Source organism: Pseudomonas sp. QE6 (genome assembly GCF_041379005.1).
In the GTDB taxonomy this organism is placed as follows: domain Bacteria; phylum Pseudomonadota; class Gammaproteobacteria; order Pseudomonadales; family Pseudomonadaceae; genus Pseudomonas.
In genome coordinates this window covers 2,412,822-2,426,328 of the sequence record NZ_CP166873.1, presented here as the reverse complement: position 1 = coordinate 2,426,328, position 13,507 = coordinate 2,412,822, and the positions used below count along the sequence as shown (strand labels likewise).

The 13,507-nt window shown below is 67.3% G+C and carries 11 protein-coding genes; 7 read left to right on the top strand and 4 right to left on the bottom strand.

Annotation, left to right across the window (positions count from 1 at the left end; all coding sequences use genetic code 11):
• Window positions 1–10 precede the first annotated feature (10 nt).
• Window positions 11–1,528 carry a tripartite tricarboxylate transporter permease gene (locus tag ACAW63_RS11140; RefSeq protein ID WP_371233676.1) on the top strand — a complete coding sequence of 506 codons (1,518 nt, stop codon included), beginning with the start codon at window positions 11–13 and terminating at the stop codon, window positions 1,526–1,528.
• Complete coding sequence (locus ACAW63_RS11135) at window positions 1,521–2,564, top strand: AbrB family transcriptional regulator (RefSeq protein WP_371233674.1); 1,044 nt, start codon at window positions 1,521–1,523, stop codon at window positions 2,562–2,564. The genes ACAW63_RS11140 and ACAW63_RS11135 overlap by 8 nt, the downstream gene beginning before the upstream one ends.
• Window positions 2,565–2,789: 225 nt before the next feature.
• Here the strand turns inward: ACAW63_RS11135 and ung are convergent, their stop codons facing one another.
• On the bottom strand, window positions 2,790–3,482 hold the full coding sequence (ung, locus tag ACAW63_RS11130; protein WP_275610524.1) for a uracil-DNA glycosylase: 693 nt from the start codon (window positions 3,480–3,482) through the stop codon (window positions 2,790–2,792).
• A gap of 75 nt (window positions 3,483–3,557) precedes the next feature.
• A complete protein-coding gene (locus ACAW63_RS11125) occupies window positions 3,558–4,436 on the bottom strand; it encodes an AraC family transcriptional regulator (RefSeq protein WP_371233672.1) in 879 nt (292 codons plus the stop codon).
• A 148-nt stretch (window positions 4,437–4,584) separates the two neighbouring features.
• Between ACAW63_RS11125 and ACAW63_RS11120 the strand changes: the two genes are divergently transcribed.
• From ACAW63_RS11120 to ACAW63_RS11100, 5 genes are all read left to right on the top strand, one after another.
• Window positions 4,585–5,748: an isobutyryl-CoA dehydrogenase gene (locus tag ACAW63_RS11120; RefSeq protein WP_371233671.1), complete on the top strand. Its 1,164-nt coding sequence runs from the start codon at window positions 4,585–4,587 to the stop codon at window positions 5,746–5,748.
• 237 nt (window positions 5,749–5,985) lie between these two features.
• On the top strand, window positions 5,986–6,804 hold the full coding sequence (locus tag ACAW63_RS11115; protein WP_275610521.1) for an enoyl-CoA hydratase: 819 nt from the start codon (window positions 5,986–5,988) through the stop codon (window positions 6,802–6,804).
• Between the two features lie 10 nt (window positions 6,805–6,814).
• Window positions 6,815–7,918, top strand: a complete 1,104-nt coding sequence (locus tag ACAW63_RS11110; RefSeq protein WP_371233669.1) for an enoyl-CoA hydratase/isomerase family protein — start codon at window positions 6,815–6,817, stop codon at window positions 7,916–7,918.
• A gap of 180 nt (window positions 7,919–8,098) precedes the next feature.
• The gene (gene mmsB, locus ACAW63_RS11105; protein ID WP_371233667.1) at window positions 8,099–8,983 is read left to right on the top strand and encodes a 3-hydroxyisobutyrate dehydrogenase; all 885 of its coding nucleotides are present in this window, start codon (window positions 8,099–8,101) and stop codon (window positions 8,981–8,983) included.
• Window positions 8,984–9,105: 122 nt separating this feature from the next.
• Window positions 9,106–9,747 (top strand): NAD(P)-dependent oxidoreductase, encoded by a 642-nt coding sequence (locus tag ACAW63_RS11100; RefSeq protein WP_371233665.1) that lies wholly within the window; start codon window positions 9,106–9,108, stop codon window positions 9,745–9,747.
• A 231-nt stretch (window positions 9,748–9,978) separates the two neighbouring features.
• Here the strand turns inward: ACAW63_RS11100 and ACAW63_RS11095 are convergent, their stop codons facing one another.
• Together ACAW63_RS11095 and ACAW63_RS11090 are read right to left on the bottom strand one after the other, a co-directional pair.
• The gene (locus ACAW63_RS11095; protein WP_371234644.1) at window positions 9,979–11,325 is read right to left on the bottom strand and encodes an HlyD family type I secretion periplasmic adaptor subunit; all 1,347 of its coding nucleotides are present in this window, start codon (window positions 11,323–11,325) and stop codon (window positions 9,979–9,981) included.
• Window positions 11,326–11,338: 13 nt separating this feature from the next.
• Window positions 11,339–13,495 carry a type I secretion system permease/ATPase gene (locus ACAW63_RS11090; protein ID WP_371233663.1) on the bottom strand — a complete coding sequence of 719 codons (2,157 nt, stop codon included), beginning with the start codon at window positions 13,493–13,495 and terminating at the stop codon, window positions 11,339–11,341.
• Window positions 13,496–13,507: the final 12 nt, after the last annotated feature.

Sequence of the window (13,507 nt, the reverse complement as noted above, 5' to 3'; positions counted from 1 at the left end):
GGAAATGACCATGGATACCTTGAGTTATCTCGGCCAGGGCTTCGGTGTCGCCCTGACCCCTTACAACCTGATCACCGCGCTGATCGGCACCCTGATCGGCACCGTCGTCGGCCTGCTGCCGGGCCTGGGTCCGATCAATGGCGTGGCCCTGCTGATTCCGGTGGCCTTCGCCCTCGGCCTGCCGCCGGAGTCGGCGCTGATCCTGCTGGCCGCCGTGTACCTGGGCTGCGAGTACGGCGGGCGGATTTCCTCGATCCTGCTGAACATCCCCGGCGAAGCCTCCACCGTGATGACCACCCTCGACGGCTACCCCATGGCCCGCAACGGCCTGGCCGGCGTGGCCCTGTCGCTGTCGGCCTGGAGTTCGTTCATCGGCGCCTTCATCGCCACCTGCGGCATGGTGCTGTTCGCCCCGCTGCTGGCGAAATGGGCGATCGCCTTCGGTCCGGCGGAATACTTCGTGCTGATGGTGTTCGCCATCGTCGCCCTCGGCGGCCTGGCCGGTGACCGTCCGTTGAAGACCCTGCTGGCCGCCCTGCTCGGACTGTTCCTCTCCAGCGTGGGCATCGACGCCAACAGCGGCGTGTACCGCTTCACCTTCGACAGCATCCACGTTTCCGACGGCATCCAGTTCGTGGTGCTGGTGCTGGGCCTGTTCTCGGTGAGCGAGATCCTCCTGCTGCTGGAGAAGACCCACCACGGCCACAAGATGGTCGAGGCCAGCGGGCGCATGCTGTTCAACGCCAAGGAAGCGGCCTCGGTCTTCGTGGTCAACCTGCGCTGCGGCGCGCTGGGCTTCATCATGGGCGTACTGCCCGGCGCCGGTGCGACCCTGGCCAGCGCCGTGGCCTACATGACCGAAAAGAAGCTGGCCGGCGACAAGGGCCAGTTCGGCAAGGGCGACATGCGCGGCCTGGCGGCACCGGAAACCGCCATCGGCGGCGCGGCGTGCGGCGCGCTGGTGCCGATGCTGACCCTCGGCGTGCCCGGCTCGGGCACCACGGCGGTGATGATCGGTGCGCTGAGCCTGTACAACATCACCCCTGGCCCGCTGCTGTTCCAGGAACAGCCGAACATCGTCTGGGGCCTGATCGCCTCGCTGTTCGTCGCCAACGTCATGCTGATCATCCTCAACGTGCCGATGGTCCGGGTCTTCACTCGCATCCTTTCGGTGCCGAACTGGGCGCTGGTGCCGGGCATCGCGATCATCACCGCGATCGGCGTCTACGCGGTGCATGCCACCACCTTCGACCTGTTCCTGATGGTCGCCATCGGTATCCTCGGCTACATCCTGCGCAAGCTGGACTTCCCGCTCTCGCCGCTGCTGCTGGGCTTCATCCTCGGTGGGCTGATGGAGCAGAACCTGCGCCGCGCGCTGTCGATCTCCAACGGCGAACTGGGCATTCTCTGGTCCAGCCCGATCACCCTCGGCACCTGGGCGCTGGTGGTGCTCATGCTCGGCCTGCCGCTGTACCGCGCCTGGCGCAAGCGCAGCCGTCGCGCAACGGTCGAGCTGGCCGATGCATAAGCTGGCGAACTGGCGCCTGTTCTGGGCAACGCCCCTGATCGGCGCCCTCGGTGGCTGGCTGGCCTCTCTGGTCGGCTGGCCGCTGCCCTGGATGATCGGCTCGCTGCTGGCGGTGATGCTCAGCCGCTGCCTGCTCGACTGGCCGCTCGCGGAAGTGCCCGGCGCGCGCAAGGCCGGGCAATGGGTGGTGGGTACCGGGATCGGCCTGCACTTCACCCCGGCGGTGGTCGAGCAGGTGCTCGAACATGGCGCCATCGTGGTGCTGGGTGCGCTGGCCACTACCTTGTCGAGCCTCGCCGCCATCGCCGTGCTGCGGCGCGCCGGCGAGGATCGCGCCACGGCGTTCTTCTCCAGCATGCCCGGTGGCGCCAGCGAGATGGTCAACCTCGGCCTGCGTCACGGCGCGCAGTCCAGCCGCGTGGCGGCGGCGCAGAGCCTGCGCCTGCTGCTGGTGGTATTGCTGGTACCAGCGGCCTTCACCTGGCTGCTGGACACCCCGCCGCCAGGCGCGCACTCCGTCACGGTCAGTTGGGGCTGGCTGGCCCTGCTGCTGCCGGCGGGCGCCGTGGTCGCGCTGGTCCTGCAGGCGCTGCGCCAACCCAATCCCTGGCTGCTCGGGCCACTGCTGGTCAGTGCCCTCGCCGCCATCGCCGCCGATCTGCAGATCGGCCTGCCGGCGGGCAGCAGTTCCCTGGGCCAATGGCTGATCGGCAGCGCGCTGGGCTGTCATTTCAATCGCAGCTTCTTCCGCAATGCCCCGGCCTTCGTCGGCCGCAGCCTGGCGTGCACCCTGTGGATGATGCTGGCGGCGGCGCTGGTGGCGGAGCTGATCGGCTGGCTCGGGCCGCTGGATCACCAGTCGCTGATGCTCGGCATGATGCCCGGCGGTATCGCCGAGCTGAGCCTGACCGCCGAGGCGCTGCAACTCTCGGTGCCACTGGTGACGGCGCTGCAGGTGTTGCGCCTGCTGCTGGTGCTGTTCCTCGCCGAGCCCTGTTTCCGTCTCTGGCAGCGTCGCGCCGAGGCGACGGAGTAAGTGCCTGTTCAAGGTCTCGCCGAACGCAGCTCAGGCAAGGCAAAAACAGGCGAGGAAGCGCAGTTTACGAGCTGTAAATGAGCATTCCGAGCCTGTTTTTAACGCCGCATGAGCAAGTGCAGGCAGACATTGAACAGGCGCCAAGTGCCACGCTCGCCGGGCTGAGTTCCCCGGCGATTTCTCCAGGCCCGCCTCGTGCGGGCCTCTTTTTTTGCGGGCGCGCCGTCAGACCGGCGGCAGCGACCAGTCGATGGGCGCCAGGCCGTGCTGTTCGAGGAACTTGTTGGTGCGGCTGAAATGCCCGTTGCCGAGGAAGCCCCGGTAGGCCGACAGCGGCGAGGGGTGCGCCGACTTGAGGACCAGGTGCTTCTGCGCATCGATCAGCTTCTGCTTGCTCTGCGCATGGGAACCCCAGAGCAGGAACACCAGGTTCTCGCAGCGCTGGCTGACCACCTCGATCACCTTGTCGGTGAACAACTGCCAACCGGCCTGGGCGTGGGAACCGGCGCGGGCCTGCTCGACGGTGAGCGAGGTGTTGAGCAACAGCACGCCCTGCTCTGCCCAGTGCTGCAGATAGCCGTGGTTGGGGATCGGCAGGTTGAGGTCGCGCTGCAGCTCCTTGTAGATGTTCTGCAGCGACGGCGGCGTCGGCACGCCCGGCTGTACCGAGAAGCACAGGCCGTGGGCCTGGCCAGGGCCGTGGTAAGGGTCCTGGCCGATGATCACCACCTTCACATGATCCAGCGGCGTGGTGTTCAGCGCATTGAAGATCAGCGGACCGGGCGGGAAGATCACCTTGCCGGCGGCTTTTTCCGCGCGGAGGAACTCGCCCAGCTGCTTCATGTAGGGCTTCTCGAACTCCTCGTGGAGGGCTTCCTTCCAGCTGGCTTCCAGCTTGATCCGATCTTCATTGGTCATGGTGCGTCTGCCTGGTAAAACGAACCGGCACGCTAAGCAAGCGCCCCGGTCAAGTCAAGGCGACCCGCACCGTGACTACCCCGTGTGCAGCGCCCGGTAATGACTGGGCGCCATGCCCACCACGCGCTTGAACAGCCGCGAGAAGTAATAGGCATCTGCGTAACCCAGTTGCTCGGCGACCTGCCGCACTTCCAGGTTGCCCTGGTCGAGCAGGCGGCAGGCGTGGGTCATCTTCAGGCGGATGAAGTCCTGGATCGGCGCCTGTCCGGTCAGCGCGCGGTAAGTCTTGGCGAAGTGAAAGCGCGACAGGCGGAACTGCGCGGCCAGCTCGTCGAGATTCAGCGCATCGTGCAGGTGCTCGCGCATCAGGGCCTGCACCGCCTCCACATCCAGCACGCGCCCGGACTTCAGCCGCGCCCGCGCCGGGCGCAGCGCCAGCGAGGTCAGCAGGCTCTGCAGCAGGTGCGCGGCATGGATGAAGTGCGGCAGGCTCAGGCCCTGCCGGCGCAGCGCCAGCAATGCGTCGAACTCGCCGAGCAGGCGCGGCTGCACACCGACGCGCAGGCGTGGCGACTTGCCCAGCGGGCGCAGGAAGTCCTCGGCCAGCCGCCCTTCCAGATGCACCCAGAAGATCGACCAGGGCCGCTGCACATCTGCGCCATAGGCATGGGCACGGCCCTTGGGCAGCACCAGCAGATCGCCGCCGGCAACCTCGAATCGTCCATCCGCCGTTTCCAGCCAACCGTGACCGGCGCTGCAGTAGATCAACAGATGATCGTCCGGATTCTCCCGCTCCATGCGGTGCCCGACTGCCGCCGGGTAATAGCCCAGCGCCAGCGGATAGCAGGACTGGCCCAGCGGATGACGCTCCAGCGCCCGGCGCAGGCGCGGCGGCGTGATGAAACGGACGCCCTGCTGGGGCAACGGCCAGGACGAGGTGAGGGGACGGGACATGGCGAGGATTCCGCGCGCTTGAATGCCAAGATCGTCCATCTCCCGAGCAAGATCGTCAATCCACAGCCGCCCCTGCAACCGCTATAACCGATGGAAATCCGCGCACCGCGCGACGATGTGGCCGACAAGAACAATCCGAGGTAGCTGCATGCATTTCGATCTGTCCGAAGAACAACGCCTGCTGGTGGACAGCGCCCGCGCCTTCGCCAGCCGCGAACTGGCCCCCCACGCCGCCGACTGGGACCGCCAGCACCACTTCCCGGTGGAGGTGATCCGCCGCGCCGCCGAGCAGGGCTACCTGGGCCTCTACATCGCCGAGGAAGATGGCGGCCTGGGGCTGTCGCGGCTGTCCGCCTCGCTGATCTTCGAGCAGCTGGCCGCCGGCTGCGTCGCCACCACCGCCTACATCACCATCCACAACATGGCCACCTGGATGCTCGCCAGCTTCGGCGACGCCGCGCTCAAGGACCAGTGGCTGCCGGGGATGATCGGCGGCGAACACCTGGCCTCCTACTGCCTTACCGAGCCGGACGCCGGCTCCGACGCCGCGCACCTGCGCACCCGTGCCCGCCGCGACGGTGATGAGTACGTGCTGGACGGGGCCAAGACCTTCATTTCCGGTGCCGGTTCGACCGACGTGCTGATCGTCATGGCGCGCACCGGAGTGGACGGCGCCAAGGGCATCTCCTGCTTCCTGGTGCCGGCCAACGCCGAGGGCATCCGCTACGGCCGCAACGAGGACAAGATGGGCTGGAAGGCCCAACCTACCCGCACCATCACCTTCGAGGGCGTGCGCATCCCGGCGGGCAACCGCATCGGCCCGGAAGGCCAGGGCTTCGTCTACGCCATGAAAGGCCTGGACGGCGGCCGCCTGAACATCGCCAGCTGCTCCCTGGGCGCGGCCCAGGCGGCGCTGGAGCAGTCGCTGCGCTACGTCGAGGAGCGCAAGCAGTTCGGCAAGGCGCTGGCCGAGTTCCAGGCCCTGCAGTTCAAGCTCGCCGACATGCTCACCGACCTCACCGCCAGCCGGCAGATGGTGCGCCTGGCCGCCCACAAGCTGGACCACAAGGACGGCGAGGCGACCCTGTATTGCGCCATGGCCAAGCGTTTCGCCACCGACCGCTGCTTCACCCTGTGCAACGAGGCGCTGCAGCTGCACGGCGGCTACGGCTACCTCAACGACTACCCGCTGGAGCGCTGGGTGCGCGACAGCCGCGTGCACCAGATCCTGGAGGGCACCAACGAGATCATGCGGGTGATCATCGCCCGCCGCCTGCTGGAACAGGGTGGGATGCTGGATCGCCTGCTCTGAAGGCTCTTGTGTAGGAGCGAGGGGGACGCCTTCGTTATTGCTCGCGAACAGTCTCCGCAGCGGGGTTGGTTCGCGAGCAAGCTCGCTCCTACGAAAAGTACACAACTGCCGCACTGGAAAAACCGCCCGCCCACGCGGGCGCAATCGAACAGATAGGACATGGACGCGCCCCATCGCGCGCGCCTAGAGTCCAGGCACATGCGTCCGCCCGCCGGCGGCACCGACAAGGAGATGCCCATGAGCAACGCCCTCGAGCCCTACAAGCCCGGAGTCTTCGACCTCACCCACAAGCTGACCGTGGAAAAGCACGGCCATACCGCGCTGATCACCATCAACCACCCTCCGGCCAACACCTGGGACCGCGACTCGCTGATCGGCCTGCGCCAGGTGATCGAACACCTCAACCGCGACGACGACATCTATGCCCTGGTGGTAACCGGCCAGGGCCCGAAATTCTTCTCCGCCGGCGCCGACCTGAACATGTTCGCCGACGGCGACAAGGCCCGAGCCCGCGAGATGGCCCGCCGTTTCGGCGAAGCCTTCGAGGCGCTGCGCGACTTCCGTGGCGTGTCCATCGCCGCGATCAACGGCTACGCCATGGGCGGCGGCCTGGAATGCGCCCTCGCCTGCGACATCCGCATCGCCGAGCGCCAGGCGCAGATGGCCCTGCCGGAAGCCGCCGTGGGCCTGTTGCCCTGCGCCGGTGGCACCCAGGCGCTGCCCTGGCTGGTGGGCGAAGGCTGGGCCAAGCGCATGATCCTCTGCGGCGAGCGCGTCGACGCAGACACCGCGCTGCGCATCGGCCTGGTCGAGCAGGTGGTGGATACCGGCGAAGCACGCGGCACCGCCCTGCTGCTGGCGGCCAAGGTCGCCCGTCAGAGCCCGGTCGCGGTACGCACCATCAAACCGCTGATCCAGGGCGCCCGCGAACGCGGCCCGACCACCTGGCTGCCGGAAGAGCGCGAGCGCTTCGTCGACCTGTTCGATGCCGACGACACCCGCGAAGGCGTCAACGCCTTCCTGGAAAAACGCGAGCCGCATTGGCGCAACCAGTAAGGGACTGATCATGAACGTGATGTTCGAAGAGCGCCCCGGCCTGCACGGCTTCCGCATTGGCATCGCCACCCTCGACGCCGAGAAGAGCCTGAACGCCCTGAGCCTGCCGATGATCGAAGCGCTGAGCCATCAGCTGGGCGTCTGGCAGAACGACCCGCAGATCGCCTGCGTAGTGCTGCGCGGCAATGGCGGCAAGGCCTTCTGCGCCGGCGGCGACGTGCGCAAGCTGGTCGACGCCTGCCGCGAGCAACCCGGCGAGGTACCGACCCTCGCCCGCCGCTTCTTCGCCGACGAATACCGCCTGGACTACCTCATCCACAGCTACGGCAAACCGCTGATCTGCTGGGCCCACGGCTACGTGATGGGCGGCGGCATGGGCCTGATGCAGGGCGCCGGGGTACGCATCGTCACTCCGTCCACCCGTCTGGCCATGCCGGAAATCAGCATCGGCCTGTACCCGGACGTCGGCGCCAGCTGGTTCCTCGCCCGCCTGCCCGGCCGCCTCGGCCTGTTCCTCGGGCTGACCGCCACGCAGATGAACGCCCGCGACGCATTGGACCTGGACCTGGCCGACCGCTTCCTGCTCGACACCCAGCAGGAAGACCTGATCGAGGGCCTGGTGCAGCTGAACTGGCGCGAACAGCCCGCCGTGCAGCTGCACAGCCTGCTCCAGGCGCTGGAGCACGAGGTCCGCGGGGAACTGCCGCAAGCCCAGCTGCTGCCGCGCCGCGAGCGCATCGATGCGCTGCTGGACTGCGCCAACGTGGTGGAAGCCTGGCACGCGCTGGCACCGCTCACCGAGGACAGCGATGCGCTGATCGCCAAGGGCGCGAAGACCCTGGTTTCCGGCTGCCCGCTGACGGCCCGCCTGGTCTGGGAGCAGATTCGCCGCGCGCGCCATCTGTCGACGGCCGAGGTGTTCCGCATGGAGTACGCGATGAGCCTGAACTGCTGCCGCCATCCGGAATTCCCCGAAGGCGTGCGCGCCCGGCTGATCGACAAGGACAACGCCCCGCACTGGCACTGGCCGGATATCGCTGCCATACCTGATGCTGTGGTGAATGCGCACTTCGACGCGACCTGGGAGGGCGAGCATCCGCTGGCGGATCTCTAGGTCCCTTCCCCCGTAGGAGCGAGCTTGTGAACCACAGGGATGTGGGAAATGCCGAAATCCGTCGGGAACGGATTCGGCCTCGCGAACCGGCCTCGCAGCGAAGCCGTTCGCGAGCAAGCTCGCTCCTACAGGTATCTACCTTGCGCTGGAGTGCCTGTGGTTCAACAGGAGGAAACCAGCATGCAAACCATCGCCTTCATCGGCCTCGGCCACATGGGCGCCCCCATGGCCGCCAACCTGATCAAGGCCGGCTACCTGCTGCGCGTGTTCGACCTGGTGCAGAGCGCCATCGACGGCTTGGTCGCCCAGGGCGCCAGCGCGGCGCGCAGCGCCCACGACGCGGTCGACGGCGCCGACCTGGTGATCACCATGCTGCCGGCCAGCCAGCACGTCGAGGGTCTCTACCTGGGCGCCGAAGGCCTGCTGACACATATCACTCCCGGCACCCTGGTGCTGGAATGCTCCACCATCGCCCCCGCCTCCGCGCGCAAGGTCCACCTGGCCGCCGCCGAGCGCGGCATCCCGATGCTCGATGCACCGGTCTCCGGCGGCACCGGCGGGGCCGTGGCCGGCACCCTGACCTTCATGGTCGGCGGCGACGCCGAGGTGCTCGAACGCGCCCGCCCGGTGTTCTCTGCCATGGGCCGCAACATCTTCCACGCTGGCAGCGACGGCGCCGGCCAGGTCGCCAAGGTGTGCAACAACCAGCTGCTCGCCGTGCTGATGATCGGCACCGCCGAATCCCTGGCCCTGGGCGCCGCCAACGGCCTCGACCCGGTGGTACTGTCGGAGATCATGCGCCGCAGCTCCGGCGGCAACTGGGCGCTGGAGGTCTACAACCCCTGGCCCGGCGTGATGGAAACCGCCCCCGCCTCGCGTGGCTACACCGGCGGCTTCATGGCCGCGCTGATGACCAAGGACCTGGGCCTGGCCCAGGAAACCGCGCAGGTCAGCGGCAACAGCACCCCCATGGGCAGCCTGGCCCTGGCGCTGTACCGGCTGCTGGTGAAGCAGGGGCATGGCGAGCAGGACTTCTCGGTGGTGCAGAAGCTGTTCGACCAGTAGCCGGGCGATTGTGAAGCAGGGCTTACGAGTGCATGGCGGCGACGGCCGTTTATCCGCAGCCGTCCAGCACCGAAGATGAATCACCGGCCGCACCCCAGCGGCACTTCTCGAAAGGTGATTCCATGAACATTGCCCTGATCGGCGCCACCGGCCATGTTGGCCATTACTTCCTCGAAGAGGCCCTGCGTCGTGGTCACCGGGTGACCGCCCTGGTACGCGACCCGGCGAAACTGCCGGCGCGCGAGCACCTGAAGGTGGTTCAGGCCGATGTCTACGATCCGGCCCAGGTCGCCCATGCCGTCGCCGGCCAGGAGGTGGTGATCAGCGCCTTCAACGCCGGCTGGGGCAATCCGGACATCCGCGATGCCCACGCCAGGGGCAGCCGCGCCATCCTCGACGGGGTGAAGGCCGCTGGCGTGAAGCGCCTGCTGGTGCTCGGTGGCGCCGGCAGCCTGGAGATCGCCCCCGGCCAGCGCCTGGTGGACAGCCCGGAATTCCCCGAGCAATGGAAGCAAGGCGCACTGGGCGCGGCCGATGCGCTGGACCAGTTGCGGGCGGAGAAGGAACTGGACTGGGCCTTCCTCAGCCCGGCGATGCTGCTCGACGGCGAAACCCGCACCGGCAGCTTCCGCCTCGGCGGCGATCAGGTGTTGTTCGATGCGCAGGGCGAGAGCCGTATTTCCCTGCCGGACCTGGCGGTGGCGATGATCGACGAGGCCGAGCAGGCCAATCATCACCAGCAGCGGTTTACCGTTGCATATTGATGGCTCGGCGCATTTTACTGGGCTGGGGCGGCGCTAGTTGTTCGTCTTGTTCGGTGTTCTTGCGCCGCTTCGGCGTGCTCGGATGTTTCTTGTTTCGCCCCCTCGGGCGAAACAAAAAGTCTCATCCCCCACCGAAGCGGCGCAAAAACACCCAAACGAAAAACATCGCAGACAGAGTCCGCTCCTACGAAGACCGGGCAACCCGAGCCGCAGGAGCGGATGCAAAGTCGATCACCGCTCCCGCAGCGCCTCCGCCTTGGCCCGCAGGATGGGCTTGAGCAGGTAGCTCAGGATGCTCTTCTTGCCGGTCATGATGTCCACCGTGGCGATCATGCCGGGGATGATCAGCAGCGGCTTGTCATCGGTGCCCAAGTGGCTTTTGCGGGTGCGCAGCTTGATCAGGTAGAAGCTGTTGCCATCATCGTCGGTGACGGTGTCCGCGCCGATCTGCTCGAGGTCCGCCTCCAGCCCGCCGTAGATGGTGTAGTCATAGGCAGTGAACTTGACCATCGCATGCTGCCCCGGCCGCAGGAAGGCGATGTCCTGCGGACGGATGCGTGCCTCCACCAGCAGGGTGTCGTCCAGCGGGACGATTTCCACCAGATCGCTGCCCGGCTGGATCACGCCGCCAATGGTGTTGACCAGCAGCTGCTTGACGATGCCGCGCACCGGCGAGGTCACCAGGGTTCGGCTGACCCGGTCCTCCAGCGCCTTGCCGGTTGCCTCGGCCTTGCTCAGTTCAGTGCGCGCCTCGTTGAGTTCCTTCAGGGCGTCGCTGCGGAAGCGCGAGCGGGTCTCGGCGACCTTGCGCTCGACTTCTTTCACCGCGGCCTCGGCGCGGGGAATCGCCAGGGTGGTGGCGTCGAGCTGGCCACGGTTCTCCACTTCCGAGCGCTTCAGGCGCAGCAGTTCCACCTGGGACATGGCGCCCTGCGCCACCAGCGGCGCGGACATGGAGATTTCCTGGCGCAACAGCTCCAGGCTGTTGCGGTATTGCGCCTGCTTGGAGACGAACTCGCGCAGCTCCTGCTGCTTCTGCACCAGTTGCTGCTCGAGGCCGGCGACCTCGTCCTTGAGCTGCTGCTGGCGGCTGTGGAACAGCGCCTCTTCGCTGCTGGCCTGGCCGGGCACCTTGGCGCGCACGTCGTCGGGGACGTTCAGCGCGCGGTCTTCGACCTCCGCGGAGAGTCGCTCCACCCGCAGGAACATGGCCAGGCGGTCGGCCTCGGTCTCGCCGACGTTGGACTGGAAGCGGGTCGGGTCCAGGCGCATCAGCGATTCGCCGGCCTGCACCACCTCGCCTTCGTGGACGAAGATCTGCGAGACGATGCCGCCTTCCAGGTTCTGGATCTTCTGCACCTTGGACGAGGGAATGGCCTTGCCTTCGCCACGGGTCACCTCGTCGATCTGGGCGAAGTGCGCCCACAGGCCGAGGAACAGGACGAAGCCGATCAGCACCCAGATGGTCAGGCGCACCACGCGCGGCGCGTCTTCCACCAGTGCCTTGCTGACTTCGGGAAGCGGCTGGCCGGAGAGGTTGTCGCCGCCCTTGAAATAACCGCCGATGCTGTGGCGAATGCTGCCTTTGGGATCAAGCGACACTGATCTGCCCCTTCTTCAATGCGTCCATCACCACGTCCTTCGGGCCGTCGGCGATGATGCGTCCCTTGTCGATGATCACCAGGCGATCCACCAGGCTGAGCATGGAGGCGCGGTGGGTGACCAGCAGCAGCGTCTTGTCGCCGATGATCGAATGCAGGCGCTGCTTCAGGCGCTCTTCGCCGGCGTTGTCCATGGCGCTGGTGGGTTCGTCGAGCAGCAGGATCGGCGGATCGAGCAGCAGCGCGCGGGCCAGGGCGACGTTCTGCCGCTGGCCGCCGGACAGGTTCAGGCCGCGTTCGCCGACCTGCAGCTCGTAGCCCTGCGGATGCAGGCGGACGAACTCGTTCACGCCGGTCAGCTCGGCCACTTCCAGCACCCGCTCGTCATCCACGTAGCGCGCCCCGCAGACCAGGTTGTCGCGCAGGGTGCCGCTGAACAGGCTGATGTCCTGCGGCACGTAGCCGATGTTGTGGCGCAGCTCGCTGATGTCCAGCTGGCGCACGTCGGCGCCATCCACCAGCAGGCTGCCCTTGTCCGGTTGGTAGAGGCCGACGATCAGCTTGGCCAGGGAGCTCTTGCCCGAGCCGCTGCGGCCGACGATGCCGACCTTCTCGCCGGGGCGGAACTGCAGGTTGATGCCGTGCAGCGCCGCCACCTGCTGGTTCGGGTAGACGAAATCCAGCTCGCGCATCTCGATGCCGCCGCGCAGTTGCGAGCGGGTCAGCGGACGCTCGTCGGCGCTGCGCTCCTGCGGCAGTTCCATCATCTGGTTGGTGGTTTCCATGGACAGGCGCGCCTGCTGGTAGCGCTGGATCAGCCCGGAGAGCTGGGTCAGCGGGCCGAGGGCGCGGCCGTTGAGCATGTAGCAGGCGATCAGGCCACCCATGGACAGGTCGCCGGCGATGATCAGGTAGACGCCGCCGATGATCATCACCACTCCGGCCAGCGCCTGGATCAGCACGGTGCTGTTCATCGCCAGGGACGACAGCAGCTTCACCCGCAGTTCCAGGCGGCTCAGGGTGCCGATGGTCTGCTCCCAGAGGTACTGGCGCTCGCTCTCGGCGTTGTTCACCTTCACCGCGTCGAGGCTGGCCAGGGTCTCGATCAGGCTCGACTGGCGCTCGGCGGACAGCGCCATGGTGCGGTTCATGGTCTCCACCAGCGGCTTCTGCAGCATCCAGCCCAGGCCCGCGGCCAGCGGGAAGGCGACCAGCGGGACGAACACCAGCGGCCCGCCGATGATGCCGATCACCAGCAGGATCAGCAGGGTGAACGGCAGGTCTATCAGGGTGGTGAGCGTCAGCGAGTTGAGGAAGTCGCGCAGCGTCTGGAATTCGTGGATGTTCTGCGCGAACGAGCCGACCCGAGCGGGCCGGTATTTCATGCTCATGCCGACGATGCGCTCGAACAGCGTCGCCGAGATGATCAGGTCGGTCTTCTTGCCGGCCAGGTCCAGGCACAGGCCGCGCATGGTCTTGAGCAGCAGGTCGAACAGGTAGGCGCCGCTGATGCCGATGGCCAGCACCCAGAGGGTGGCGGCGGCCTGGTTGGGTACCACGCGGTCGTAGACGTTCATCACGAACAGCGGCGCGGCCAGGGCGATCAGGTTGATCAGCAGGCTCGCGGCCACCGCGTCGACATACAGCCAGCGCGAGCGCTTCAGGGTGTCGCGGAACCAGCTCTTGGCACGGGGAATGAGCTCGCCGTGCTGCAGGTCGAACTTGTGCTGCGGCTGGGCGAAGAATGCCTGGCCGCTGTAATCCTCCAGCAACAGCTCACGGGACACGCGCACCTCGCCGCCGTCGCTCTCGCTGAGCAGCAGGCGCGCCTGGCCCTCGCCTTCCCAACCCAGCAGCACCGCGCAACGCCCCTCGCGCAGCAGCAGCATGGCCGGTAGCGCAAGCACCGGAATCTGCTCCAGGCGCCGTTGCAACAGGCGTCCCTGCAAACCCGCGCGGGCCGCTGCGCGCGGCAGCAACTCGGCGGTCAGGCGTTGCTCGGGCAGCGGCAGGCCGCTGGTGAGCATGGCGCGGCTGGCCGGCTTCTGGTGCAGTTGGCAGAGCGTCAGCAGGCTGTCCAGCAGCGGGTCATCGAGCAGACCGCGCGGATCGTGACGTGAGGAAACTCGACTGACTTCTTGATCCACGCGGGAGCACTC

Coding starts and splice junctions, on each gene's coding strand:
- ung (WP_275610524.1), bottom strand. CDS start 3,482: ATGACCAATGAAGATCGGATCAAGCTGGAAGCCAGCTGGAAGGAAGCC.
- ACAW63_RS11115 (WP_275610521.1), top strand. CDS start 5,986: ATGAGCAACGCCCTCGAGCCCTACAAGCCCGGAGTCTTCGACCTCACC.
- ACAW63_RS11120 (WP_371233671.1), top strand. CDS start 4,585: ATGCATTTCGATCTGTCCGAAGAACAACGCCTGCTGGTGGACAGCGCC.
- ACAW63_RS11140 (WP_371233676.1), top strand. CDS start 11: ATGGATACCTTGAGTTATCTCGGCCAGGGCTTCGGTGTCGCCCTGACC.
- ACAW63_RS11125 (WP_371233672.1), bottom strand. CDS start 4,436: ATGTCCCGTCCCCTCACCTCGTCCTGGCCGTTGCCCCAGCAGGGCGTC.
- mmsB (WP_371233667.1), top strand. CDS start 8,099: ATGCAAACCATCGCCTTCATCGGCCTCGGCCACATGGGCGCCCCCATG.
- ACAW63_RS11110 (WP_371233669.1), top strand. CDS start 6,815: ATGAACGTGATGTTCGAAGAGCGCCCCGGCCTGCACGGCTTCCGCATT.
- ACAW63_RS11135 (WP_371233674.1), top strand. CDS start 1,521: ATGCATAAGCTGGCGAACTGGCGCCTGTTCTGGGCAACGCCCCTGATC.
- ACAW63_RS11100 (WP_371233665.1), top strand. CDS start 9,106: ATGAACATTGCCCTGATCGGCGCCACCGGCCATGTTGGCCATTACTTC.